Below are 25,022 nucleotides of genomic sequence, written 5' to 3'. Positions count from 1 at the left end.
AGACGTACAGTTTATTGATCAACACACCGTTGAGGCGGGCCGGCCGGAGCCAAGGCCCGCCTGTCGTCAGCGGTAAGGAGCGTCCGCTGCGCGGGCTGCGGCGATATCGTCTTCGTAGCGATCGCCAACGGCCAGCAGCATCTCTTTCGTGTAGTACAGATCGCCGCGTTTCTCGCCGTGGTATTCCAGCACGTGCGTTTCGACGATCGAATCGACCGGGCACGACTCTTCGCAGAAACCGCAGAAGATGCACTTGGTCAGATCGATGTCGTAACGGGTGGTGCGGCGCGAACCGTCGTCGCGCTGCTCGGATTCGATGGTGATCGCCATCGCCGGGCAAACCGCTTCGCACAGTTTGCAGGCGATGCAGCGCTCTTCACCGTTCGGATAGCGGCGCAGCGCGTGCAGGCCGCGGAAGCGCGGCGACATCGGCGTCTTCTCTTCCGGGTACTGCACGGTGATTTTGCGCGAGAACATGTACTTGCCCGTCAGCGCCATCCCTTTGATCAATTCGGTCAGCATGAAGCTACCGACGAAGTCTTTTAAACGTTCCATGATTTTCTTGTCCTTACTTCCAGATATTCCAGGATGTCTGCATCCAGCCGGCCACGAACACCAGGTACACCAGCGTCAGAGGGATAAACACTTTCCAGCCCAGACGCATGATCTGGTCGTAACGGTAGCGTGGGAAAGTACCGCGCACCCAGATGAACACCGACACCAGGAAGAACGCTTTCACGAACAACCAGAAGAAGCCGCCGAAACCACCCCAGAATTCGAGGAAGGCGAACGGTGCGGACCAGCCGCCGAGGAACATGATTGAACCCAGGGTAGCGATCAGGATCATGTTGGCGTATTCGGCCAGCATGAACATGGCGTAGGCCATGCCCGAGTACTCGACCATGTGACCGGCGACGATCTCGGACTCGCCCTCGACCACGTCGAACGGGTGACGGTTTGCTTCGGCCAGGCCGGAGGTCAAATAAACCACGAACAGCGGCAGCAGCGGCAGCCAGTTCCAGGACAGGATGTTCAAACCGTGGTCGGCGAACATGCCCTTCTGCTGGCCCAGCACGATGTCGCCGAAGTTCAGCGAACCGGAAACCATCAGCACCACCACCAGTACGAAGCCCATCGGGATTTCGTAGGAGATCATCTGCGCCGAGGCGCGCATCGCGCCCATGAACGAGTACTTCGAGTTCGAGGCCCAGCCGGCGATGATGATGCCGTAGACTTCCATCGAGGTGATCGCCATCAGCAGCAGCAGGCCGGCGTTGACGTTGGCCAGCACCGCTTCGGGACCGAAAGGCACCACCGACCATGCGGCCAGCGCCGGCATGATGGTCATGATCGGACCGATCACGAACAGGCCTGGATTGGCCTTGGCCGGCATGATGATTTCTTTGAACAGCAGCTTGAGCGCATCGGCGATCGGCTGCAGCAGGCCCATAGGACCAACGCGGTTCGGACCGACGCGGATCTGGATCCAGCCGATGAACTTGCGTTCCCACAGCGTCAGGTAAGCCACGAGGCCCATCAGCGGCAGCAGCACCACGACGATCTTGATCATCGACCAGACGATAGGCCATACAGGTGCCAACGGGCTGGTGGCGCCCAGGTCATACAGTGTATTGACGAATTCAGGCAGAGCCATTATTTACCCTCTCCTGCTTTTTCAACGGTGATGGAACCAAACATCGCGCCCAGTGCGGCGGTCGATGCATGCGCGGCGGCGACGCGGACCGCGTTCGCCGGCAGCTTGGCATCGACGGCGGCGACCAGGATCGCGCTGCCGGAACCTTGCGTTATCTTGACGCTGTCGCCGGCGGCGACGCCCAGTTGCTGCGCCAGCGCGGTCGACAGGTGCGCTTTCGGCGCAGCCGCATCGGCCATCTTCTGCAGCGACTCGGCGCGGCGCACCACGGCGTCGGCGAAGTAGATCGGCACGTCGGCGATGCGTTCGGTGCCGGTCGACGAAGTCGAACCTGCGACCAGCGCTTGCGCGGAGACGTTGTTCAGCTTGGCCGACAGGTCGGTCACGCCGGCGCCCAGCACTTCGTCGCGGATCGCTTCCGAGGTGTCGTAGTCGAATCCGGTCAGGCCGAGGATGTTGCCCAGCACGCGCAGGATCTTCCACGCAGGGCGGGTTTCCAGCAGCGGCTTGACGGTGCCGTTGAAGCTTTGCGCGCGGCCTTCGCAGTTGACGAAGGTGCCCGAGGTTTCGCTGAACGGCGATACCGGCAGCAGCACGTCGGCGTAGTCCAGGCCATGCTTGTAGGCCGACATCACCACCACCATTTCGGCTTTTTTCAGCGCGGCGACGGCGGCTTGCGGGTTGTGCGCGTCCAGCTCAGGCTCGACGTTCAGCAGCACGTAGGCGGCCTTGGCTTCGCTGAAGGCCGGAGCCTTGCCGCCGTTGGCGTTGACCAGGTAGGCGCCGACGGTGTTGGCGGCTTCGGTCAGGTAGCCCAGCTTGGCGCCGGTTTGTTCGGCGATCCATTGCGCGGCGGCGTGCAGCGCGGCGGCTTGCGGGTGCTGCACGGCGGCGTTACCCAGGAACACGCCCTTGCGCTCGCCGGAGATCAGCGAGGCGGCGATCGCGGTGGCGGCGTCGGAGGCTTCGACAGCTTCGAAGCCCGCAGGCGCGGCGACTTCTTTCGCCTTGGCGACGGCGGCGACCACTTGCGACAGCGCCGACAGCCACTCCGACGGAGCGACGATCAGTTTGTTCGCCACGTTCATCAGCAAGTCGTCGTCGGTGGCGTGCAGGATCGACAGCTTGGCGCCGCCCTTGATCGAAGTGCGAAGACGGGTCGCCAGCAGCGGATGGTCTTTACGCAGGAACGAGCCGATGACGAAAGCGCGGTTCAGCTGACCGAACTCGGTGATCGACATGCCCAGCCAAGGGGTCACGCCGGCCAGCGAGAAGTCGCTGTGACGCAGGCGCGTATCGACACTATCCGAGCCCATGGCGCGGGTCAGCTTTTGCAGCAGGTGCAGTTCTTCCAGCGTCGAGTGCGGCGTGGCCAGCGTGGCCAGCGCGTTCGCGCCGTGTTCGTGCTTGATGTTCTTCAGGCCGTGCGCGACGTATTCCAGCGCGGTCTGCCAATCGACTTCCTTCCACTCGCCGCCCTGCTTCAGCATCGGCTGGGTCAGGCGATCGGCGCTCTCCAGGCCTTCGTAGGAGAAGCGATCCTTGTCCGAGATCCAGCACTCGTTGACGGCGTCGTTTTCCAACGGCAGCACGCGCTTGACCTGGCCGTTCTTGACCTGAACGATCAGGTTCGAACCCAGGCCGTCGTGCGGCGATACCGATTTGCGGCGCGACAGTTCCCACGAACGGGCGCTGTAGCGGAACGGCTTCGACGTCAGCGCGCCGACCGGGCACAGGTCGATCATGTTGCCGGACATTTCCGAGTTCACGGTCTGGCCGACGAACGCGGTGATCTCGGAATGCTCGCCACGGCCGATCATGCCCAGCTCCATCACGCCGGCCACTTCCTGGCCGAAACGTACGCAACGGGTGCACTGGATGCAGCGCGCCATCTCCTGCATGGAGACCAGCGGACCGGCATCCTTCGGCGTGACGACGCGCTTGTCTTCTTCGTAGCGCGAGCTGTTCTTGCCGTAGCCGACGGCCAGATCCTGCAACTGGCATTCGCCGCCCTGGTCGCAGATCGGGCAATCCAGCGGGTGGTTAATCAGCAGGAATTCCATCACGGACTTCTGTGCCTGCACGGCCTTGTCCGAAGCGGAGCGCACAATCATGCCGGCCGAGACCGGCGTTGCGCATGCTGGCAAAGGCTTGGGAGCCTTCTCCACTTCGACGAGGCACATACGGCAGTTCGCGGCGATCGACAATTTCTTGTGATAGCAGAAGTGCGGAATGTAGGTTCCCAATTTGTTGGCGGCGTCCATCACCATGCTACCAGCAGGGACTTCGACTTTTTTGCCGTCTATTTCGATTTCAACCATGGTGATCGTTACCTGACGCAGCTTAGATGTAAGCGGGCACGCAGCATTGCTTGTGCTCGATGTGGTGTTCAAATTCTTCGCGGAATTGCTTGATGAAAGCGCGCATCGGCATCGCCGCCGCGTCGCCCAGCGCGCAAATCGTGCGGCCCTGGATGTTGTCGCAGATCGAATTCAACACGTCCAGGTCCGACGGGCGGCCCTGACCGTTTTCGATACGGTGGATCATGCGGTACATCCAGCCCGTGCCTTCGCGGCATGGGGTGCACTGGCCGCACGACTCTTCAAAGTAGAAGTACGCCAGGCGTTCCATCGCCTTGACCATGCAACGCGTCTCATCCATGACGATGACGGCGCCCGAACCGAGCATCGAACCAGCCTTGGCGATCGAGTCGTAGTCCAGGTCGGTGTTCATCATCACTTCGCCGCGGATCACCGGAGCGGACGAACCGCCGGGGATCACAGCCTTGATCTTTTTACCGCCGCGCATGCCGCCGGCGAGTTCCAGCAGCTTGGCGAACGGCGTGCCCAGCGGCACCTCGTAGTTGCCCGGACGCTCGACGTCGCCGGAGATCGAGAAGATCTTCGAACCGCCGTTGTTCGGACGACCCATCGCCAGATACTTCTCCGGACCCATGTTCAGGATGAACGGGACGGCGGCGAAGGTCTCGGTGTTGTTGATGGTGGTCGGCTTGCCGTACAGGCCGAACGAGGCCGGGAACGGCGGCTTGAAGCGCGGCTGGCCTTTTTTGCCCTCCAGCGATTCCAGCAACGCGGTTTCTTCGCCGCAGATGTAGGCGCCGTAGCCGTGGTGCGCGTGCAGCTGGAAGCTGAACTCGCTGCCCATGATCTTGTCGCCCAGGTAACCGGCGGCGCGCGCCTCGTCCAGCGCGGCTTCGAACAATTCATACACGTCGAAGATCTCGCCGTGGATGTAGTTGTAGCCGACGGTGATGCCCATGGCGTAAGCGCCGATGGCCATGCCTTCGATCAGCGCATGCGGGTTGTAGCGCATGATGTCGCGATCCTTGAAAGTGCCCGGTTCGCCCTCATCTGAGTTACATACCAGGTACTTCTGGCCCGGGAACTGGCGCGGCATGAAGCTCCACTTCAGGCCGGTCGGGAAACCCGCGCCGCCGCGACCGCGCAGCGACGAGGCCTTCAGGTCGGCGATGATCTGTTCCGGGGTGATCTTCTCTTCCAGGATACGGCGCAGGGCGCTGTAGCCGCCGCGCTTGACGTAGTCTTCCAGGTGCCAGTTCTGGCCGTCGAGGCCGGCGAGAATGACCGGGTCGATGTGACGATTGTGGAGTGACGTCATTTCTTGAGTTCCTCCACGAGGGCGTCGATTTTATCGTTGGACATGAAGCTGCACATGCGGTGGTTATTCACCAGCATCACCGGCGCGTCGCCGCAGGCGCCCATGCACTCGCCTTCCATCAGCGTGAACTCGCCGTCTTCCGTGGTGTCACGGTAGTCGATGCCCAGCTTTTGTTTCAGGTGGTGCGCGGCGCGCTCGCCGCCCGACAGGGCGCACGGCAGGTTGGTGCACACGGTGATCTTGTGCTTACCGACCGGCTTCAGGTTGTACATATTGTAGAAGGTCGCGACTTCCTGCACGGCGATGGCCGGCATCTGAATGTAGTCGGCCAACTCGGCCATCACGTCGGACGAAATCCAACCCAGTTCGACCTGGGCGTGGGCCAGCGAGGCCATCACGGCCGACTGACGCTGGTCGGCCGGATACTTGGCCAACTCGCGGTCGATTTTTTTGTAGCACTGCTCTGATAACAACATTCTTTTTGCCTCTCGGACTTAGCGGTCAATACTGCCGAACACGATGTCTTGTGTCCCAATGATGGTCACGGCATCGGCAATCATGTGCCCACGTGCCATCTCGTCCAGCGCCTGCAAGTGGGCGTAATCTGGAGCGCGCAGTTTCATGCGGTACGGCTTGTTGGCGCCGTCCGACAGCAGATAGATGCCGAACTCGCCTTTCGGATGCTCCACCGCGCTGTATGCTTCGCCTGGAGGCACGTGGAAGCCCTCGGTGAACAGCTTGAAGTGGTGAATCAGCGATTCCATGTTCGTCTTCATGTCGACGCGGCCCGGAGGCGCGACCTTGCGGTTGTCCGACATGACCGGACCTGGATTATTGCGCAACCATTCTACGCATTGTTTGATGATCTTGTTGGACTGGCGCAATTCCTCGACGCGGACGAGGTAGCGGTCGTAGCAGTCGCCGTTGGTGCCGATCGGGATATCGAAGTCCATCAGGTCATACACTTCGTACGGCTGGTGCTTGCGCAGATCCCACTGGATGCCCGAACCGCGCAGCATGGCGCCGGTGAAGCCCATCGCCAGCGCATCTTCCGGCGCGACCACGCCGATGCCGACGGTACGCTGTTTCCAGATACGGTTGTCGGTCAGCAGGGTTTCGTATTCGTCGACATAGGTCGGGAAACGGCTGGTGAACGCTTCGATGAAGTCCAGCAGCGAACCCTGGCGATGTTCGTTCAGGCCGGCCACGGCCTTGGCCGAACGGATGATCGACGGCTTGTGCTGCGGCATCGCGTCCGGCAGGTCGCGGTACACGCCGCCCGGACGGTAGTAGGCCGCGTGCATGCGCGCGCCCGACACCGCTTCGTAGCAGTCGAACAGGTCTTCGCGGTCGCGGAAGCAGTACAGGAACGGGCCCATGGCGCCGACGTCGAGCGCGTGCGCGCCCAGCCACATCAGGTGGTTCAGGATGCGGGTGATCTCGTCGAACATGACGCGGATGTATTGCGCGCGCAGCGGCACTTCCAGGCCCAGCAGCTTCTCGATCGCCATCACGTAGGCGTGCTCGTTGCACATCATCGACACGTAGTCGAGACGGTCCATGTACGGCACCGACTGCAGGTAGGTCTTCTGTTCCGCCAGCTTCTCGGTGCCGCGGTGCAGCAGGCCGATGTGCGGGTCGGCGCGCTGGATCACTTCGCCGTCCAGCTCCAGCACCAGGCGCAGCACGCCGTGCGCGGCCGGGTGTTGCGGGCCAAAGTTCAGGGTGTAGTTCTTAATTTCAGCCATTATTTACTTCCCGTAGTTTTCTTCGCGGATCACACGCGGCACGTTTTCACGCGGCTCGATGGTGACCGGCTGGTAGATCACGCGCTTCTGCTCGGGGTCGTAGCGCATTTCGACATAGCCCGATACCGGGAAGTCCTTGCGGAACGGATGGCCGATGAAACCGTAGTCGGTCAGGATGCGGCGCAGGTCGTTGTGGCCTTCGAACAGGATGCCCAGCATGTCGAACGCTTCGCGCTCGTACCAGTTGACGGCGCGCCACAGCGGCACCAGCGACGGCAGCAGCGGCATGTCGTCGTCGGCGCAGAACGCGCGCACGCGCACGCGCCAGTTGTGCTTCACCGACAGCAAATGGACGACCACCGCGAAACGCAGGCCGTCCCAGGCGCCGTCGCCGTAGGTCAGGTAATCGACGCCGGCCAGGTCGATCAGCTGATCGAAGCCCAGCGACGGATCGTCGCGCAGCGTTTGCATCACGCTGTAGTAGTCGGCGGACTTCACGACCAGCGTGATCTCGCCCAGCGCCACGGTGGTGGAAACGCGATCGCCCAGGGCTAAGCCGAGGGCGGTTTGCAGTTTTTCTAAATGTGTAGTCATTAGCGTGCGATCGTGTTGGTCCGCTTGATCTTGTTTTGCAACTGCATGATGCCGTACAGCAGCGCCTCGGCCGTCGGCGGGCAGCCCGGCACGTAGACGTCGACAGGTACGATGCGGTCGCAACCGCGCACCACGGAGTAGGAGTAGTGGTAGTAGCCGCCGCCGTTGGCGCAGGAGCCCATCGAGATGACCCAGCGCGGTTCCGGCATCTGGTCGTAGACCTTGCGCAGCGCCGGAGCCATCTTGTTGCACAGCGTGCCGGCCACGATCATCACGTCGGACTGACGCGGCGAAGGACGGAACACCACGCCGAAGCGGTCCATGTCATAACGGGCAGCGCCCACGTGCATCATTTCGACCGCGCAGCAGGCCAGACCGAACGTCATCGGGAACATCGAACCCGTGCGCGCCCAGTTGATCAGCTTGTCGGCCGAGGTGGTGATGAAACCTTCGTTTAATACGCCTTCAATAGCCATGGCTTATTCCCAATCAAGGGCACCTTTCTTCCAGATATACCAAAAACCGACCACGAATTCGGCGATGAACACCATCATCGTCACGAAACCTTGCCAGCCCAGTTCGCGCATGGATACGCCCCACGGGAAGAAGAATGCCGTTTCCAGATCGAACAAAATAAAGAGAATTGCGACGAGGTAGTAACGCACGTCGAATTTCATGCGCGCGTCTTCGAACGCTTCGAAGCCGCATTCATACGGGGAGAGTTTGGCCGCATCGGGCTTGTTGGGGCCGAGGATGTGACCCAGAACCTGGGGAAGGATACCTACGCCGAGACCGACGAGGATGAACAACAGAACGGGGAGATAATTTTCGAGGTTCACGATTGATGAGCTTAAATTGAACGGTCGGTTTAAAGGACACACCGCGGTCTGCTGCGGCGCTCTTAACGTTCGTCCCAATCGTAAAACTGCTTAGACCAGGATCGAACGACACATCCTCGTAAAAAAGCCAGCTCAGGTACACATTGAAGTACTCCCTTGCTGGCCTTGAATTTCTGGTGCCGACGACGAGACTCGAACTCGTACAGCTTGCGCCACTACCCCCTCAAGATAGCGTGTCTACCAATTTCACCACGTCGGCGTAAGGCCGCTATTCTACTGTGTTTTCACGCACTTGTTAATCCGTATTGCGCTAAAACAAGAAGAAAAACGATAAATCTTTACTTCTTTGTACGCCGCTCAGTATTTCTAGCTTAAGGGGCTAATGTACTGCTAAAACTGTCAGCAAAAACGTACCTGTTGCGAAACAGCATGCAATTATTTCACATACTATTTCATTAGTATACTACTTTGGGATCGATGCTGCTGGCGAGCTCGATGCCGGCGCCGGAGCCTCGGCCGCAGGGGCGGATGGGGCCGCTGCCGGAGCAGCCGCTGGCGCGGTCGGGATCGCGGCCGCGCCGGTAGTTGGGGCCGGTGCAGGAGCGGCAGGCAGGGCTTTGTCCATCACGCCGCCGCTGACGTTGCTGCCGTGCTGCGCCGAGATGTAGGACAGCGCCAGCGTGGCGCTGAAGAAGATCGCGGCGGCGACGCCGGTCGACTTCGACATGAAGTTCGAGGAACCGGTGGCGCCGAACAGGCTGCCCGAAGCGCCGGAACCGAAAGCCGCGCCCATGTCGGCGCCTTTACCATGCTGCAGCAATACCAGGCCGATAATGGCGATTGCGGAGACCACTTGGACTACGATAACCAGGTTGAACAAGGAGTTCATGTTATTCCATTCAAAAATAAAAGTTTGTATCGTTTTACTACTGCTTCTTAAACCGCTTGAATAATACCGAGGAAGTCGCCGGCTTTTAAAGCGGCGCCGCCGATCAGGCCGCCGTCGATATCCGCTTGCGCCATCAGTTCCCTGGCGTTATCCGGCTTCATGCTGCCGCCGTACAGGATCTGTACGCCGGCCGCCGCCGTTGCATTCTTTTGCGCCAGGCGCGCGCGCAGGAAGCTATGCGCGTCCTGGGCGATTTGCGGCGTCGCCGTCTTGCCGGTGCCGATGGCCCAGACCGGTTCATACGCGACCACGATCCGGGCGACGTCGTCGTCCGAGATCAGGTCCAGCACCGCCTGCAGCTGGCCGCAGATGGCGGCCTCGGTCTCCCCCGCTTCGCGCTGCGCCGGCGTTTCGCCAACGCAAACAACCGGCGTCAAGCCGGCGGCCAGCGCGGCCACGGTCTTGTGCGCCACCAGTTCGCTGCTTTCCTTATGATAGGCGCGGCGCTCCGAATGTCCACACAATACGTAGCGGGCGGCGAAATCGACCAGCATGCCGGCCGACACCTCGCCGGTGTAGGCGCCGCTGGCGTGGACCGAGACGTCCTGGCCGCCCCAGGCGACCGGGGTGCCTTGGAGTTCGGCCTGGCATTGTGCCAGGTAAGGCGCCGGCACGCACACCGCGCATTCGGCGCCGAAGTCGCTCAAGCCGGCGACGATGCCCGACAATAATGCCGAGTTCGCGGCGCGGTTGCCGTTCATTTTCCAGTTGCCGATCACGAGTTTGCGTCGCATAGTAGCCTAAAATTCAATAACCCGCTATTTTAACGCGAGGGTTCAACCCCGGTCAAACCAGCGGGCGGCCGCGACGCCGTCAAAATGCCGAAAATGCCACGCTTTTCGCCTTAAATCACCTGCAACATGATTTTCCCGACGTGGGTGCTGCTCTCCATCAGCGCATGCGCCGCGGCCGCCTGCTCCAGCGGGAACACGGTATGGATCACCGGCGTGATTTTTTTCGCCGCCATCAGCGGCCACACCTTGTCCAGCAGGTTCTTGGCGATCGCGCCCTTGAATTCGGCCGAACGCGGCCGCAGGGTCGAACCGGTGATGGTCAGCCGGCGCCGCAGCACCTGGCCCAGGTCGACCGTGGCCTTGCCGCCGCCCAGCGTGGCGATGATGGCGATACGGCCGTCGTCGGCCAGGCAGGCGATTTCGCGCGGCAGGTAGTCGCCGCCGACCATGTCGAGGATCACGTCGACGCCCTTGTCATTGGTCAGCGACTTGGCGACTGCGGCGAAATCCTCGGTCTTGTAGTTGATGCCGCGCTCGGCGCCCAGCTTGACGCAGGCGGCGATCTTGTCGTCGCTGCCGGCGGTGACGAATACGCGGTGGCCCAGCGCGCGGGCCAGCTGGATCGCCGCCACGCCGATGCCGGAGCTGCCGCCCTGCACCAGCAGGGTTTCGCCGGCGCTCAGGTGGGCGCGGTCGAAGACGTTGCTCCAGACGGTGAAATAGTTTTCCGGAATCGTCGCCGCTTCCAGCATCGACCAGCCCTTGGGGATCGGCAGCACTTGCTGGATCGGCGCCACCACGTATTCGGCGTAGCCGCCGCCCTGCACCAGCGCGCAGACGTGGTCGCCGATATCGAAGGTGGTGTAGTCGAGGTCGCCGTCGACGATCTCGCCGGCCACTTCCAGGCCGGGAATATCGGAGGCGCCCGGCGGCGGAGCGTAGTTGCCCAGGCGCTGGAACACGTCGGGCCGGTTGACGCCGGCCGCGTGCACCTTGATCAGCACCTCGCCGGTCTTAACGACGGGCATCGGGCGTTCGCACAGTTTCAGGACATCGGCCGGGCCGGGATGGGTGATTTCGATTGCGCGCATGATGACTCGCCCTTTGCAAAGAAAGCGCGATTGTACCCCGCACGGCGAAACTGGGGTCGGACCCCGTACGGGGTCCGACCCCGCCTTAACGGGTCGACACCGGCTCAACCGCCACCGCTGCGGCTTTGCTTCGGCAACGGCGTGCCCGGCTTCCACGCCGACGACAGCGCCTGCCCTTCCTCGATCTGCTCGTGGCTCATGGCCTTCATCACCGCCGCGCGCTGCTCGACCGCGTTGGCCGAGCCGTTGGCCGCCGCCAAATTCCACAGCATGTAGGCGATCACGTTATCCTGCGGCATGCCGCCCATGTGATAACGGTACATCAGCCCCAGCACCTGCTGCGCGTCCGGATGGTTCTGCTCGGCCGCCTTGCGGAACCAGGTCACCGCCTGCTTGTGGTCCTGGATCACCGCGTTGCCGGTGTAATACATGGCGCCGACCACGTACTGCGCGTCGGCCTTGCCCTTCTGCGCGGCCTTCAGATGCCATTGCAGCGCGATCTTGTAGTCCTGCGGCACGCCGCGTCCCATGTAGTACATCAAGCCCAGCAAGTGCTGGGCGTCCGGGTTGCCGGCCTGCGCCAGCGGACGGACTTCCTTCAACGCCACCGCATAGTTCTTGTTGTTGTAGGCGGTCGCCCCTTCGGCGAATCCGGCCAGCGCCGACTGTTGCCAGCCGAATGCGATGACCATCGCTAGTATGAATTTTTTCATATCGCGTTATATGTGTATTGGGTGTGTGGTCTATTTCCAAACTACCTTGCCCAGGCCGTCAACGGTGACGTTGCGGTTCAAGGGCTTGCCGTAGACGATTACCGAGCCGAGGCCACTCAGGTTCAACGTCACATCGCTCCGGGCGTTGACGGTGGCGTTGCCCAGCCCGCCCATGTCGACATTGACCACGTCGGCCTCGAACTTCTGCGCATTCAGGCTGCCCAGGCCGCCCATATTAGCCTTCAACAGCTTGCTGCGCCCGCCCAGCGTGATGTAGCCGGCGCCGCCCAGGTCCAGGCTGACGCTCTCGTTCTCGCTGACCCACAGATGCATGCTGCCGACCCCGCCCAGGCTGGCCTTCAGCGACTTGTAATCGCACACCACCTTCATGCTGCCGGCGCCGTCCATGGTCAGGTCCAGCTCGTCGCCGCTGAAACCGTTGATCTCGGTGGTGCCGACGCCCTCGGCCACCACTTCGCGCAGTTTCGGCAGCACCAGCTCGGCGCGCGCGGTGGAGCGGCCCAGCTTGACGCCCCGGCCCTCGGTTTCCAGGTGCAGCGTATCGCCGCTCTGCGACGCGGTCAACTTTTCCATGTAGCGCTTTTCACCGGTGATGCGCAGCGAAGGCACGTCGCCCTGGCGCAACTTCAGGTCGATCACGCCGTCGAGCTTGACCCGCACCACGCGGGCATCGATGGTGATGACGCGGGTTTCGGTGACCTCGTCGGCCGCCTCGGCGCGGCCGAACAGGGCGCAAAACGCGGCGAACAGCAGGCCAAGTTGGAAAAACTTGTTCATTATCGGGTTCCTCTTATGTTGTTCTTTGGCGATTTTACGACTATATAGATGACCGCCCCGGGTCCGGCGCAAAATGCGACGAACTGCACAAAACGCCGACTGGACGACAAATTCCGATGCTCAAGCCGGCAGCCGGACGATGGCGTTCAGGCCGCCTTCGGGATGGTTGACCAGCAGCAGCTGGCCGCCGTGCGCGTCGATCACGCTGCGCGCGATGCCCAGGCCGAGGCCCATGCCGCCGTCGTTCTGCTCGCGGCCGTGGGCCAGCCGCACATACGGGTCGAACAGGCTGGCCAGGGCGTCCTCCGGCACGCCGGGGCCATGGTCGCGCACGCAGACCACCACCGTCCCCGGCTCCTCGCTGACGCTGATCTCGGCGCGGGCGCCGTAGAACAGCGCGTTGTCGAGCAGGTTGCCGAGCGCGCGCTTGAGCGCCAGCGGCTTGCCGCGCACGCTGACGCCGGACGGGCTGTAACCCACCGCATGCCCGGCCAGCTGGGCGCTGCGCACCATGCGTCCCAGCACCGCGTCGAGCTTGATCTCGGCCGGATTTTCGTGGATGTCGCTGTCCTTGACGCATTGCAGCGCGCCCTTGACCATCATGTCCAGCTCGTCGAGATCCTCTTCGAACTCGTTGCGCAGCGCCTCGTCGTCCAGCAGCTCGGAGCGCAGCTTGAGGCGGGTGATCGGGGTGCGCAGGTCGTGCGAGATCGAGATGAACAGCCGCTCGCGGTCCTCGATATAGCGCTGGATGCGTTCGCGCATGGCGCTGAAGGCGCGGGCGGTGTTGATGAATTCGCGGCTGCCGGTCTCCGGCAGCGGCCGCGCCTCCTCGTCCTGGCCCTGGCCGAAAGCGGCGGCGGCGTCCGACAGCGCCGCCAACGGCCGCGTGATCGAGCGCACCACCAGCAGGCACAGCAACAGCACCACGCCCAGCGACAGGACTTGCGGCATCAGGCGGTCCCAGGCGAAAGGATCGTTGCCGTTCAAAAAATATGGGTTCGGCATCAGCGCCGCCATGTATAGCCAGTTGCCCGGCTCGATCTCGGTCTGGATCACCAGGATCGGCGCCGGGTTGGGCCGCAGCAGCAACACGTGCTGCACCCAGGCGTCCGGCAGGTCGTTCAGGCGCACGTCGTGCTCCGCCACCACCAGCCGGTCCGGCCAGGCGAACGCCAGCTTGAAGCCGGGCGAATGCGGCAGGTCGCTCTTCAAGGTCTCGCCCACGGTGGCGATGATGCTGTCGGCCAGCGGATGCGGGGCGATCTGCTCGATCGGCAGATAGGCGTGGTTCAGGTTAACGAAGAAGCGGGTGCCGCCCATCTCCCGCAACTGCTGGATGATCAGCAGCCGATAGGCCGGCGGCAGGCTGCGGAAGAAGCGGATCGCGCCGGACGCGCTGTGCGCCACGTATTGCGCCGCCGACTGCGCCTCCACCTGCGACTTGGCGCGCAGCTGGCTGGCCCAGATGGCGCTGGCGGCCAGCTGGGTCACCAGCACGCCGGCCACCATCACCAGCGTCAGGCGGCCCAGCAGCGAGGCCGGCCACAGGCGCCCCAGCCGGACGGCAAGCTTAGACACTGGACACGCTGACGTCGGCGGAAAACACATAGCCGGCGCCGCGCACGGTCTTGATCAGCGCCGGCTGCTTGCCGTCGTCGTTCAGGCGCAGGCGCAGGCGGCTGATCTGCACGTCCAGCGAACGGTCCAGCGGGCCGGCGTCGCGGCCCCGCGTTTCCTCGCACAGCAGGCCGCGGTCGAGGATCACGCCGGGATGTTCGGTGAAATATTTGAGCAGCTGGAAATCCAGTCCGGTCAGCGCCACCAGGTTGCCGTCGACGTCGGTCACCTTGCGTTCCATCAGGTCCAGCGTGAAGCCGACGAAGCGATGGTAGCGCGCCGACGGCGTCTCCAGCGCGGTGCGGCGCAGGATGGCCTTGATGCGCGCCAGCAGCTCGCGCGGGCTGTAGGGCTTGGCGATGTAGTCGTCGGCGCCCAGTTCCAGGCCGACGATGCGGTCGGTCTCGTCGGAGCTGGCGGTCAGCATGATGATCGGCACGTTGGAACGCTGCCGTACCTGCTTGCACAGCACGAAGCCGTCGGTGTCGGGCAGCATCACGTCCAGGATCACCAGCGACAGCTGGTCGGCGTGCGCGTGCAATTCGGCCAGGAAGCTCTCGCCGTTATGCGACAGCAGCACTTCGTACTGGTTTTTCTCCAGATAGGTCTTGAGCAGCTCGCGGGTCTTCTGGTCATCGTCCACGATCAATATCTTGCGCACCTGGCACTCCTTGGCTTCTGAGGTTGAACAGTCTGAATAAGGCGCCGAGGCGGCGTTGGGCCTCGGCCTCCGGCACCCGGTCGTCCATGAAATAGCGGTGCACTTCGGCGATGATGGCGTCGCGGCTGGTCTCGTCGCTGGCCATGCGGTGCACCAGGCTGGGCGCCTGCACCGCCGCGCCCTTGGCGAAGGTGGTCCACGAGGCGCGCGCGCAGCTGTCCATACGTGCCGGATCGGCGTCGCGCCGCACCGGCACGCCGCCCTTGAGCGCGTTGAAGTCGGCCTGCACCGATGGCGTCATCAGCAGCCGCGCCATCTTTTCCTGCGCCGGCATGTGGCGGTAGTCGCCGGTGAACATGGCCAGCGTGTCGACGCTGTACAGGTGGTAGTTGCCGGTGCCGGGCGCGGCGCCGCAGCCGTAGTCCTGGTCCAGCGTCTGATTGTGTTCGGCCAGCTCGGACTTGGCCCAGTCGCCCATGATCATCATACCGGCCTGCTGGCGCGCGAACTGGCCGACGACGTCGGTCCACGGCCGCTCGTCGGGCTGGCGGATCCAACCCTTGATGGTGCGCAGGCGGCGCAGCGCTTCGGCGGTGCGGCGGTCGGCGGCGGCCGCCGGACTGCGGCGCACGAACAGCTCACGATAGAATTCCGGCCCGCTCTCGGCCAGCACCAGGTTTTCAAACAGCGCCGCCACCTGCCAATCCTGGCTGCTTTGCGCCAGCGGCTGCACGCCGGCCGCGCGCAAGCGCTGCGCCGCCGCTTCGAACTCGCTCCAGGTTTGCGGCGGCGTCAGCTTGAGCTGCGCGAACAGCGCGCGGTTGTAGTACAGCGTGTTGACGCGATGGATGCCCAGCGGCGCCGCCACCACGTGCTTGCGGTGCTGGATCAGTTGGCGGATGGTGGGGAACAGGAAGTTGTTCCAGTTGCCGGCGGTGGCGACGTTGTCGAGTTCCAGCAGCAGGCCCATGTCGGCCCATTCGGCGATCGAGACGCCGATGATCTGCGTGACTTCGGGCGCGTCGCCGGCCAGCACCCTGCCCTTCAGCACCTTGCCGGCGCCGAGGCCCGCGCCGCCGGGGATGGCTACGTCCTGCCAGTCGATGCGTTCGTCGGCGAGCCGCGCCGCCAGCAGGTCGGCGGCCTTGCGTTCGCTGGCCGAGGTCCACCAGTGCAGCACTTGCAGGCTGGTGGTGGGGCTGGGCGGAGTGGTCGCTGCGGCGGCGGCCAGCTGCGCGGCGGCGAGTACGCCGCCATGGCAGGCGCAAGCCGCCAGCATGCCGAACACCCAGTGCCGGCGCGATGGCGAAGTGCGGAAGCGCGAACGAAAGCGTAACCAATCGAAGCAAGACCAGGCTGCTTTTTCTATCGACGCTATCACTCAATATCCCGCAGAAAAAATTGATTATAGCGAAGAAGCCCGCCGCCGGATACGTATCGGCGGGCCGCGCCGGCGGTGAGGCCGGCGGCAATGCTAGCGGTGCTCGATGCGCGCGACCAGCCCGGACCTGCCGTTGCGGTCGAAGGCAGCGACCTGGATTACGCCGCGCTCGCGGATGGGCCCCGTCACCAGCGGGCTGGCGGCGCTCGGCGCGCTGCCGTCTGTGGTGTAGCGCAGCGCGATGCCGGGCAGGACGTGATTGACCAGCACCCGGTCGCCGTCCAGCATCAGGCCCGGCGGCGCGATGCGGTAGGCCACGCCGCTGTGCTCCAGGTCGAGACGCGGCAGCACCCGTTGGCCCAGCGCGTTGACGAAGCCGCTCCAGGCGGTGCGGTGCAGCGTTTCGGCCTTGGCTGGATCGGGCTCGGTGGCCCAGGCCGGGTCCGGCGCCCAGCCGCGTTCCGCCACCGCCAGCAGGCGCGGCATCACCAGGTAGTCGATGCGGGACGGGTCGCGCACCGTTTCGGTGAACAGCGTCGCTTCGAGGCCGCGCACGCGACGCTTGCCGTAGTCGGTCAGGCCGTCCTTGCCGAGGCGCTGCGCGTCGCTGGCGTTTTTCAGGTAGTCGAACGGGATGAAGTCGTAGACAGTGTCAAGCTCGATGTAGTCGCCCCAGTTGACGCCCGGCTCCTCCGGGTTCGGGTTGTAGGACATGTCCATATACATCTTGGTCACCGGCGCCAGCACGATGTCGTAGCCGGCGTTGGCGAGGCGGTAGGCCAGGTCTTCGGCGCCTTCGGTGTTGTTCCAGACGTAGGCGCTGAAGCCGCGCTGCGTGAAGCGTGGATTCGGGATCAGCTTGTGGCGGCCGTGCAGCGTGGTCTTGCGCGACGCGATCTCTTCCCAGCCGGAGGTGAACAGGCCGTGCTTGCGCAGGATGTTGTCGACGCGGTCGTAGAAGTAGTCCCACAGGTCGGCGCTGGTTTCCAGCTTGTGCTGTTGCATGGTCGCCAGGCTGGCGGGGGATTTTTCCCAGGCGCCGTTCGGCAGTTCGTCGCCGCCCATGTAGATGGTGTGCAGCGGCACGCCGGCTTCGCGGTGCAGCGCCACCACTTGCTTCACCACGTGTTCGATGAAGGTGAAGCTGGACTCCAGGCCCGGGTTGAGTACGTGGTCGTTGTACAGCTGCGGCGATTTGTAGACCGAGCGGTCGGCGAAGTCGTTGAGCAGGTATTTGGCCGCGTCCTTGGCGTTGCTGGCCTTCAGGCGGTGGTAGCGGGCTTCCATCGCTTGCACGGCGGCGCGCGCGTGGCCGGGCATTTCGATTTCGGGGATGACTTCGATGTGGCGGGCGGCGGCGTAGCGCAGGATCTCGATGTAGTCGGCGCGGGTGTAGTAGCCGCTGCCGTGCGGGTCGGCGGCGTCGGGGCCGGAGCCGTAGGCTGGTTGCAGGCGCACGCCGGGCTTGGCGCTGTGGCCGCGCACCGCGCCGATAGCGGTCAGCTCGGGCAGGCCGGCGATTTCCAGGCGCCAGCCTTCGTCTTCGGTCAGGTGGAAGTGGAATTTGTTCAGTTTGTAGCGGGCCATCAGGTCCAGCCATTTGAATACCGTTTGCTTGGTCTGGAAGTTGCGCGCGACGTCAAGCTGGAAGCCGCGGTAGCCGAAGCGTGGGGCGTCGGTGATGGTCAGTTCGGGCAGCGACTGGTCGGCGGCGCCGGGCAGGGGCATCAGGTCGCGCAAGGTTTGCAGGCCGTAGGCGACGCCGGCGGCGCTGTTGCCGACGATGGCGATGCCGCTGTCGGCGGCGATGGTCAGGCGGTAGGCTTCCAGCGAAGCCTGGCCGTCGATCTTGCCGAGGCTGAGGCTGAGGCGCAGCGCAGGCGCCGCAGCGGGCAGCGCGGCCGGCGCGGTGGACGGTGGCGCGGGGGCGCGACTGGACGCGGTGGCCGATGGCGCGGTGGCGCGATCAGCGGGCGCGGTGGCCGGCGGTGTGGCAGGCAGGCCGGTCGCGAACAGCGAACGGGCCAGCGCCGCTTCGGTGCGCAGCGTGGCTGGGGCGCTGATGGTCGGTTGCGCGCGCAGCGGCAGGCGGCCGGCGCCGGGCTGGAATTGCAGCGGCGTCGGCAGCACTGGCGGGATGGCGGCGGCGGGCAGCAGGTCGGCGCGGGTGTTGCGGCGATAGGTGTCTTCGACCGTGGTCACCGGCTTGGCGCCGCTGTGGCCCTTGTCCAGCTGCTCGGGACGCGTCACCGGCAGCCATTCGAAGTCGCTGATCGCCATGCCCAACTCCGGCGCGGCGTCATACACCAGATACGGTCCGACCGGCGCCTTGGCCATCTTGATGATCTGCTCCGGATGGAAGTATTCGATGTCCAGCGTCTGCCCCGGCGCCAGTCCGGCGAAGTCCGGGCCCGGACGCAGGCGGAACAGGCTGCCCGCCACCTGCTCCATAACGAGTTTGCTTGGCAAGGCGCCGGATTCCACGCCGTCCATGCAGTTGAAGTACAGCGCCCAGCCTTGCGCCGGCAACGGACGGTTATCGCCGTTGCTGAGGATCAGGCGCGTTTGCGCGCGACCGTTCGGCGTCTGTGCGGTGAACAGATTACGCTGCAGCTCCCAGCGCAGCCGCAGCTTGCCGCCGCTGGCGAAACCGCTGACTGCCGCAGGCACCGCCTGTTGTTGCGGCATCGCCGCTTGCAGCGCGCCCGCGCCCGCCATCAGCAGCAGCGGTACCAAGGCGCAAGCGCCGATCGTTTTTATATGTCGCAAGAGTCTCTCCAAATCCAGCCAAAAAATGACCGGCGCCGCGCCCGGCACCGGCCCAAAGATTCACACCAAACGTTGGGAGGGATAGTGTGACACTACTTTTGCTGTGGCTTGTACCACTTCGCAAAACCATTTTGCAATCTGGCGGCGGCCTCGTTCGGCGCCAGACTGCCATTCAATACCTGTGCATTGATATTCCAAAGCTCGCTCTCCATGCTGGGCTGACCACGATCGAGCACCTGCGCGCTAAGCCGTATGGTCGACGCACAGCTGTTGCGCCATTCCGCCATCTGCTTCGCCACCGGATCCCGCACCGCGATCAAATGGTTGGACAGCGTGAAAAACCCGGTCAACCGGTCGGTATAGATATCCGCGAACTCCTGCGAACCAACCCAAGCCAGGAACTTGTACGCATCCTCCTTGTTCTTCGACTTCCTGGAAACGCCGATGCCAAGATCCATATGATCCGAGATGAAGCACGCATCGCCATGCTTGCGCACCGGCGGCGCGAACGCCCCCAGCTCCAGCCCGGCCGCCTGGCTGAAATACGCCACATCCCACGAACCGGCCGGATAGATCGCCGCGCGCCCGGCGGCGAACTGCGCCCGGCTGTCCGCGTAACTCTGCGTGGCGGCGCCCTTGCCCAGATAGCCGCCCATGCGCGACTCGAACTGCAAAGCCTCGACGAACGGCGCGTCGGTGAGCTTGGCCTTGCCGGCGATGAGCGCCTGCCTGCCCTCCTCGCCGCGCCAGAAATTCGGCCCGATGTTGGTGTACACGATCTGGCTAGCCTCCCAGAGCTCCGCCGTGCCCAGGGCCAGCGGCGTGATGCCGGATTTCTTCAACACCTCCAGCACCGAGAAAAAATCCTCCACCGTCCTGGGCGGCTGCAAGTCCAGCTTCTTGAAGATCTTCTTGTTGTACAAAAAACCGTGGATCACCGACGCCACCGGCATGCAAAAGGTCTCCTTGCCATCGTCGGTCTGCCACGCCAGCAAGGCCGACGGCGCGAAGTTTTGCATGCCCGCCTTGCCATTAAGCTTGTCGAGATAACCCTTGCGGTACAAGGACAGCGACGCGTCGAACGGCCGGCAGGCGATCAGATCGCCCGCGTTGCCGGCGGCCAGACGCGCGGCCAGGCTGGCGTCGTAGCTGGTTGGCTCGGTCGGCGCGAACCTGACTTCGATGCCCGGATGATTGCGTTCGAACGCCGGGATCAAGACCTTTTCCCACAACGCCTTGTCGTCCACGCGCCAGCTTTCGATCACCAGCGTTCCGGAGTGCGCCGCCGACGCCGCGCCCAGCGCCAATATCGGCAGCAGGCATCGCAGCAGCTTCGGCATGTCAGAAATGCGCATACGGATTCTTGTTCTGGTTCGCGTAATACAGCCAAGCGGTGCCGGCCACGCTGCCCGAACTGGTGAAGTCGGCATTGCCGTTCTGGGTCGCGTACGGCATGTTGTGCAGTTTATCCACCATGTAGTTCATCGATTCCAGGATGTCGCCGGCGGCGTTGCCGGAGCAGGTCAAGGTGCCGCCGCGCTGCCGCATCGCCATCACCGCGCCCAGACTGCCCTCGCTCCACACGAACGGCGCCGACGACGGCACATTGTCGTAAATGACGTCGTAGAAGCCGACCACGCCGCTCACCTTGCGCGACGGGTAGTCAAGCTTGCCCGCGACGTTGAAGTAATCGCACACCGACGCCAGCGACGCCGAAAACTTCTGGCCCGCGCTACCCGTGTTGCCCAAGGCGAGCACCGACCACGAGTAATTGTCGAGATAGCGCTCGCTGGTGTTGAGGCTCTGCGTGTTGGCGTCGTAACCGGCGAGGAAGCGGCTGCCGTTCCACAGGCTCTCCGACATGCTGCGCAGCGCGTTGGCGGCGGTCAGATACTGGCTGCCGCCGTTGAGCGCGTAGTACTGGTGCATGCTGGCGTAGGCGTCAAGCTGGTGCTCCAGCGCGTAGATGCCGGCGCGGCCCGGCGCATAGTTGGTCGGCGCGAAGCGCAAGCCCTTCTGGCTGGTGTTGTTGACGGTGATCGGAATCAGCTCGCCCAGCATATAGTTGTGCAGCCTGGTCGACATGGCCAGGTATTTGACGCTGGCGAAAGCCTTCTGATACGCGTTGAGCGCCATGCCGAACCAGGCGTTCGAGCCGGCGATGCGCATGTCGACGCCGGCGTTGGCGTCCTCGCCGTCGGTCAGGTAGGAGAACACCCACGCGCCGGACGCGCCCTGCAACTTGGCCATGGCGTTGAGGATCAAGTCGGCGTGCGCCTGGTCGCCGGCCTGGCTGAAGGCGATCACCGCCAGCGCCTGGTCGTACAGGAAGGCCGAGTCCATGTCGCGGAAGCTGCGGATCAAACGGCCGTCGCCATACGGGCCGCCCTGGATCAGCGGCGTGTTCATCAGGCTTTGCAGGCCGGCGATCTGCGGATTGGCGGAGGTGGTCGCGGCCGGGAAGTAAGCCGCCGTGTAGGCCGTCAGCACCGATGGATCGCTCGGCAGCGACAGCTTGGTGGTGGTGGTGATGCGGCCGCTGCATGTGCCGGCGGCCGCGTTGCAGTTCTCCGCCGACATCGGGTTGTAGGTGCTTGGATACAGGATCAGCACCGCGCGGTCGGCGGCGCCCACGGAGCGCGGTAAGGTGACGGTGAAGCTGCCGCCGGCGGCGATGCTGACCACCGCGTCGGCCTGGTAGTAGAACACGTCGTTATGCAGGAACACGCCGATGCGGTAGTTCTGCACATTGGCCGACGGCAGCGTATGCGTGCCGCTGAACACGGTCTGCGTGGCCGATTGGGTCAGCTGCGAGATGCCGAAGGTGACCGCCGGCGCGGCCGCCAGCGGCGGTTCGTTGTAAGGAAAATCCAGCCCGGACCACACCGGCCACGGCGAGCGCTGCGCCACCGCCGCCGTCAGCGCGCCACCCATGCGGGTAGCCGCTTGCTGGCTCTGCGCCGTATCGGCGGTGTTGTCGCCGCAGCCCGCCAACAATACCGCGCCCGAGGCGCACACCACCGCCGTCCACAATCCAGCCATATTTTTTTTCACACCACGCATCGCCGTCTCCGTCAGATTGAATTGCCCGGCCGCCAGCGGCGGCCGGGTGTCGCAGGGTCAGACCATTACCATTCCGCGCCGACCCGCAGGCCGAACATGCGCGGATCGTTGTACTGGGCGATGACGTAGCCGGGATCGACAATGCGCGCATTGTTCTTGGCGAAGACATCGCTCAGGTTGTTGACGTACAGCTCGGCGTGCCATTTGCCGCTCGGCGCGGTCAGGCGCAGCGAAGCGTCATAGGTGGCATAGGCGTTCTGCATATTGCCGACGTGCGGGTTGTCCAGGTTCTGGATGCTGAAGTACATCTTGTCCTGCCAGCGTGCCGACACACGCGGCGTCAGCACATACGCATTCGGCAGCGCGAATTCCTGCGAGGCCTCGATGCGCGCGCTGTTGTCCGGCGCGTTCGGCAGGCGGTTGCCCACCACGTCGGCCGGGAACTTGCCGATCAGCGCGGGATCGGTGCCGGCGTAACGCACGCAGGCCGGCACGCCGTAGGTGGCGCGGAACGGGCCGCAAGGAACGTCACGCCAGGTCTGCACGTAGGTCGGATACGAACTCACCGTCGCCCGCAGGTGCGAGGCCGAGAAGTTGATCTCCGCGCCGGACCATGGCTTGTATTTGCCTTCCAGTTCGAGGCCGGAAATCTTGGCCTCGGCTGCGTTGGTGGTGCCGTACAAAACGACCGCGTCGCAGGCCGGCGTGGCGGCGGTGCATGGGATGGCCGGAATGATCTTACCCATCTGTACCGCGCCGGTCATCTGCATGTCCTTATAGCGGCTGTGGAAGGCGGTGGCCGACACGGTCAAGCGGTTGTCCAGCATGCGGCCCTTGTAGCCGATCTCGAAGTTGGTCAGTGTTTCAGGCTTCCACGGCAGGAAGGTATAGTGCGGGCCCGGCGTCATGTCGGCGCAATTGCCGCCCAGGCCGCGCGCGCAGATGTTCTGCTTGTCGCTGAAGCCGCCCGCCTTGTAGCCGGTGGACAGGGAAGTGAACAGGAAGTCGCGCGGCGTCGGCTGGTAGCTCATGCCGAGGCGCCAGGTGAACTTGTTCCACGAATCCTTGTTGCTGCTGATGTCGGGGATGATGGCCGGATTCAGGCCGGCGATGCCGTAGTAGCTGCCCATGCCCGGCTTCAGGTCGGAGCTGTTGAAGTACTTGCCCGGCACCGGCGTGTACTGGCCGTTGAAGTAGGAGTACGGATCGCTGACGGTGCCGGAGTCGTAGAACTTGCCGTCCTTGTCCTCGCGCACGTCGCGCGTCATGCGGCCGCCGACGGTGACATTCCATTTCGGGGCGAAGGCCCAGTCGACCTGGCCGAACACCGCCTTGGAATCGGACTGGCGGTCGGTCTGGCTATACAGGTAGTTGTACGGCTGGCCGGGCACCTGCACCATCGACGAGGTGTCGTCCTCGCCGAATTCGATCGCGTTCTTCTCGTGCATCCAGAACAGGCCGGAGACGTAGCGCAGCGCGCCCAATTCGCCGCGTACTTGCAGCTCCTGCACCGTGGTCTTGAACTTGGACGAGTTGGTGAAGGTGGCGGTGTCGTTCAGCACACCGCCGTAGATGTTGATGTCTTCGGCGAGCGGCTGGTAGCCGGCGTCGCCGTCGCGGATCTGGCGCCGCTTCTGCACCGAGTAGGACGCGTTGTATTCCACCGTGGTGTTGACGGACGGCGTCCACGTCAGGCGGCTGCGCCAGCTGTCGATGCTCCAGTCCAGCGCGCCGGGGGTGTTGATCTTCACGTCCCACTGGTCGCCGGGGCAGGCGTAGGCGGTGCCGGCTGCCATCTTGCAGTCCTTCAGCGCGATGTCGCCGGCGCCCTTGTTGGTGTAGCGCTCGTAGGCGCCCAGCCACTCCAGCTGCTCGCTGGCCTTCCAGCGCGCCTGCAAGCGCGCCGCCCATTCGTTCTTGTTGCCGTAGGCCTTGTCGGCGCCGACCTTGGTGTTGTGGCGCTGGTCGACGTCGGGAATGATCTTGCCGGCCGCGTCACGCGACGGCACGATGCCGAATTGCGGGAAGTCGGCGGCGTAGAAATCCTGCTGCTGGTTCAGGTAGCTGTCGCGCTTGATGGCCATCATGGTGGCGCGCATCGCGAAGGTGTCGCTGATCGGGATGTTCTGCGCGGCGGTCACCTGGCGCAGGTTGTAATTGCCGACCGTGAAGGTGCCGTTGCCTTCGCTCACGCCGAACTGCGGCTTGGCCGGGATGATGTTGATGCTGCCACCGGTGGCGTTGCGCCCGAACAGCGTGCCCTGTGGACCGCGCAGCACTTCCACCTGTTCCAGGTCGAACAGCAGCGCCAGCGCCGACTGCGGACGCGGCGTGTAGATGCCGTCGACGTGCAGGCTCACCGCCGGATTGCCGATCTCGGTGAAGTCGTTGCTGCTGACGCCGCGCATCGAGATTTTCACACCCGAGCTGCCGTCGGTGGCGCTGCCCAGCTGCAGATTGGGCACTTCGCCGCTCAGGCCGCGAATGTCGGTGATGCCCTTGCGGGTCAGCTCATCTTGCGTCACGGCGGTCATCGACACCGGCGTTTTCAGCAGCGAGGTCGAATGACGGGTCGCCGTCACCACCACTTCGGGAATCTGATCCTTCCCGACCGGGGCGGCGGCGCCGTCCTGTTGGGCCAGCGCCGGCCATGCGGCACAGGCGCAAGCGCTGGCGACGGCCATACTGATGATTGTTTTTTTTATGCTCGATCGGGACATCTGAATACTCCTGGTTTTGGTGAAAAACGATGAACCACACGGCGTTGGC

The 25,022-nt window shown here is 64.0% G+C and carries 22 protein-coding genes and 1 tRNA gene; 1 reads left to right on the top strand and 22 read right to left on the bottom strand.

The window, feature by feature from the left end:
- Window positions 1-66 precede the first annotated feature (66 nt).
- The 18 genes from nuoI to GW587_RS14815 all read right to left on the bottom strand — a co-directional run bounded on the left by nuoI (window position 67) and on the right by GW587_RS14815 (window position 16,319).
- Complete coding sequence (gene nuoI, locus GW587_RS14900; protein ID WP_161007940.1) at window positions 67-555, bottom strand: NADH-quinone oxidoreductase subunit NuoI; 489 nt, start codon at window positions 553-555, stop codon at window positions 67-69.
- A gap of 13 nt (window positions 556-568) precedes the next feature.
- Window positions 569-1,654: an NADH-quinone oxidoreductase subunit NuoH gene (gene nuoH / locus GW587_RS14895; RefSeq protein ID WP_166104360.1), complete on the bottom strand. Its 1,086-nt coding sequence runs from the start codon at window positions 1,652-1,654 to the stop codon at window positions 569-571.
- Window positions 1,654-3,975 (bottom strand): NADH-quinone oxidoreductase subunit NuoG, encoded by a 2,322-nt coding sequence (gene nuoG, locus GW587_RS14890; RefSeq protein ID WP_166104356.1) that lies wholly within the window; start codon window positions 3,973-3,975, stop codon window positions 1,654-1,656. Before nuoG ends, nuoH begins: the two co-directional genes overlap by 1 nt.
- Window positions 3,976-3,997: 22 nt before the next feature.
- Complete coding sequence (gene nuoF, locus GW587_RS14885) at window positions 3,998-5,293, bottom strand: NADH-quinone oxidoreductase subunit NuoF (RefSeq protein ID WP_166104353.1); 1,296 nt, start codon at window positions 5,291-5,293, stop codon at window positions 3,998-4,000.
- A complete protein-coding gene (gene nuoE / locus GW587_RS14880) occupies window positions 5,290-5,769 on the bottom strand; it encodes an NADH-quinone oxidoreductase subunit NuoE (protein ID WP_166104351.1) in 480 nt (159 codons plus the stop codon). Before nuoE ends, nuoF begins: the two co-directional genes overlap by 4 nt.
- Before the next feature lie 18 nt (window positions 5,770-5,787).
- Complete coding sequence (locus GW587_RS14875; protein ID WP_166104348.1) at window positions 5,788-7,041, bottom strand: NADH-quinone oxidoreductase subunit D; 1,254 nt, start codon at window positions 7,039-7,041, stop codon at window positions 5,788-5,790.
- Between the two features lie 3 nt (window positions 7,042-7,044).
- Window positions 7,045-7,635 carry an NADH-quinone oxidoreductase subunit C gene (locus tag GW587_RS14870; protein ID WP_166104346.1) on the bottom strand — a complete coding sequence of 197 codons (591 nt, stop codon included), beginning with the start codon at window positions 7,633-7,635 and terminating at the stop codon, window positions 7,045-7,047.
- Entirely contained in the window at window positions 7,635-8,111 is a 477-nt protein-coding gene (locus GW587_RS14865) for a NuoB/complex I 20 kDa subunit family protein (protein WP_008450353.1), read from the bottom strand. The genes GW587_RS14870 and GW587_RS14865 overlap by 1 nt, the downstream gene beginning before the upstream one ends.
- A gap of 3 nt (window positions 8,112-8,114) precedes the next feature.
- The gene (locus tag GW587_RS14860) at window positions 8,115-8,474 is read right to left on the bottom strand and encodes an NADH-quinone oxidoreductase subunit A (RefSeq protein ID WP_166104344.1); all 360 of its coding nucleotides are present in this window, start codon (window positions 8,472-8,474) and stop codon (window positions 8,115-8,117) included.
- Window positions 8,475-8,648: 174 nt separating this feature from the next.
- Window positions 8,649-8,733 (bottom strand) — tRNA-Leu (locus GW587_RS14855).
- Window positions 8,734-8,937: 204 nt separating this feature from the next.
- On the bottom strand, window positions 8,938-9,363 hold the full coding sequence (gene secG / locus GW587_RS14850; protein WP_166104342.1) for a preprotein translocase subunit SecG: 426 nt from the start codon (window positions 9,361-9,363) through the stop codon (window positions 8,938-8,940).
- A 47-nt stretch (window positions 9,364-9,410) separates the two neighbouring features.
- The gene (tpiA, locus tag GW587_RS14845) at window positions 9,411-10,157 is read right to left on the bottom strand and encodes a triose-phosphate isomerase (protein WP_166104340.1); all 747 of its coding nucleotides are present in this window, start codon (window positions 10,155-10,157) and stop codon (window positions 9,411-9,413) included.
- Between the two features lie 110 nt (window positions 10,158-10,267).
- The gene (locus GW587_RS14840; protein ID WP_166104337.1) at window positions 10,268-11,248 is read right to left on the bottom strand and encodes an NAD(P)H-quinone oxidoreductase; all 981 of its coding nucleotides are present in this window, start codon (window positions 11,246-11,248) and stop codon (window positions 10,268-10,270) included.
- A gap of 104 nt (window positions 11,249-11,352) precedes the next feature.
- Complete coding sequence (locus GW587_RS14835; RefSeq protein WP_166104335.1) at window positions 11,353-11,961, bottom strand: tetratricopeptide repeat protein; 609 nt, start codon at window positions 11,959-11,961, stop codon at window positions 11,353-11,355.
- A gap of 30 nt (window positions 11,962-11,991) precedes the next feature.
- Window positions 11,992-12,759 (bottom strand): GIN domain-containing protein, encoded by a 768-nt coding sequence (locus GW587_RS14830; RefSeq protein WP_166104332.1) that lies wholly within the window; start codon window positions 12,757-12,759, stop codon window positions 11,992-11,994.
- Between the two features lie 120 nt (window positions 12,760-12,879).
- Window positions 12,880-14,370 carry an ATP-binding protein gene (locus tag GW587_RS14825; RefSeq protein WP_166104330.1) on the bottom strand — a complete coding sequence of 497 codons (1,491 nt, stop codon included), beginning with the start codon at window positions 14,368-14,370 and terminating at the stop codon, window positions 12,880-12,882.
- Window positions 14,333-15,040, bottom strand: coding sequence for a response regulator (locus tag GW587_RS14820; RefSeq protein ID WP_166104328.1), 708 nt, complete (start codon window positions 15,038-15,040; stop codon window positions 14,333-14,335). The genes GW587_RS14825 and GW587_RS14820 overlap by 38 nt, the downstream gene beginning before the upstream one ends.
- Window positions 15,012-16,319, bottom strand: coding sequence for an ABC transporter substrate-binding protein (locus GW587_RS14815; protein ID WP_166104325.1), 1,308 nt, complete (start codon window positions 16,317-16,319; stop codon window positions 15,012-15,014). Before GW587_RS14815 ends, GW587_RS14820 begins: the two co-directional genes overlap by 29 nt.
- On the opposite strand from GW587_RS14815, the gene GW587_RS14810 reads away from it, so the two are divergent.
- Complete coding sequence (locus GW587_RS14810; protein ID WP_166104323.1) at window positions 16,318-16,500, top strand: hypothetical protein; 183 nt, start codon at window positions 16,318-16,320, stop codon at window positions 16,498-16,500. The genes GW587_RS14815 and GW587_RS14810 overlap by 2 nt on opposite strands.
- A 14-nt stretch (window positions 16,501-16,514) precedes the next feature.
- Here GW587_RS14810 and GW587_RS14805 read toward each other — a convergent pair whose 3' ends face one another.
- From GW587_RS14805 to GW587_RS14790, 4 genes are all read right to left on the bottom strand, one after another.
- Window positions 16,515-19,190, bottom strand: coding sequence for a family 20 glycosylhydrolase (locus GW587_RS14805; protein ID WP_229259457.1), 2,676 nt, complete (start codon window positions 19,188-19,190; stop codon window positions 16,515-16,517).
- A 92-nt stretch (window positions 19,191-19,282) separates the two neighbouring features.
- The gene (locus GW587_RS14800; protein WP_166104320.1) at window positions 19,283-20,545 is read right to left on the bottom strand and encodes an ABC transporter substrate-binding protein; all 1,263 of its coding nucleotides are present in this window, start codon (window positions 20,543-20,545) and stop codon (window positions 19,283-19,285) included.
- On the bottom strand, window positions 20,532-22,232 hold the full coding sequence (locus GW587_RS14795) for a hypothetical protein (RefSeq protein WP_166104318.1): 1,701 nt from the start codon (window positions 22,230-22,232) through the stop codon (window positions 20,532-20,534). The genes GW587_RS14800 and GW587_RS14795 overlap by 14 nt, the downstream gene beginning before the upstream one ends.
- An 86-nt stretch (window positions 22,233-22,318) precedes the next feature.
- Window positions 22,319-24,937 (bottom strand): TonB-dependent receptor, encoded by a 2,619-nt coding sequence (locus GW587_RS14790; protein ID WP_229259456.1) that lies wholly within the window; start codon window positions 24,935-24,937, stop codon window positions 22,319-22,321.
- Window positions 24,938-25,022 lie beyond the last annotated feature (85 nt).

Source organism: Duganella aceris (assembly GCF_011090165.1).
GTDB lineage: Bacteria > Pseudomonadota > Gammaproteobacteria > Burkholderiales > Burkholderiaceae_D > Rugamonas > Rugamonas aceris.
The sequence above is the reverse complement of the archived record's forward strand: the minus strand, read 5'-3'. Positions and strand labels throughout refer to the sequence as shown.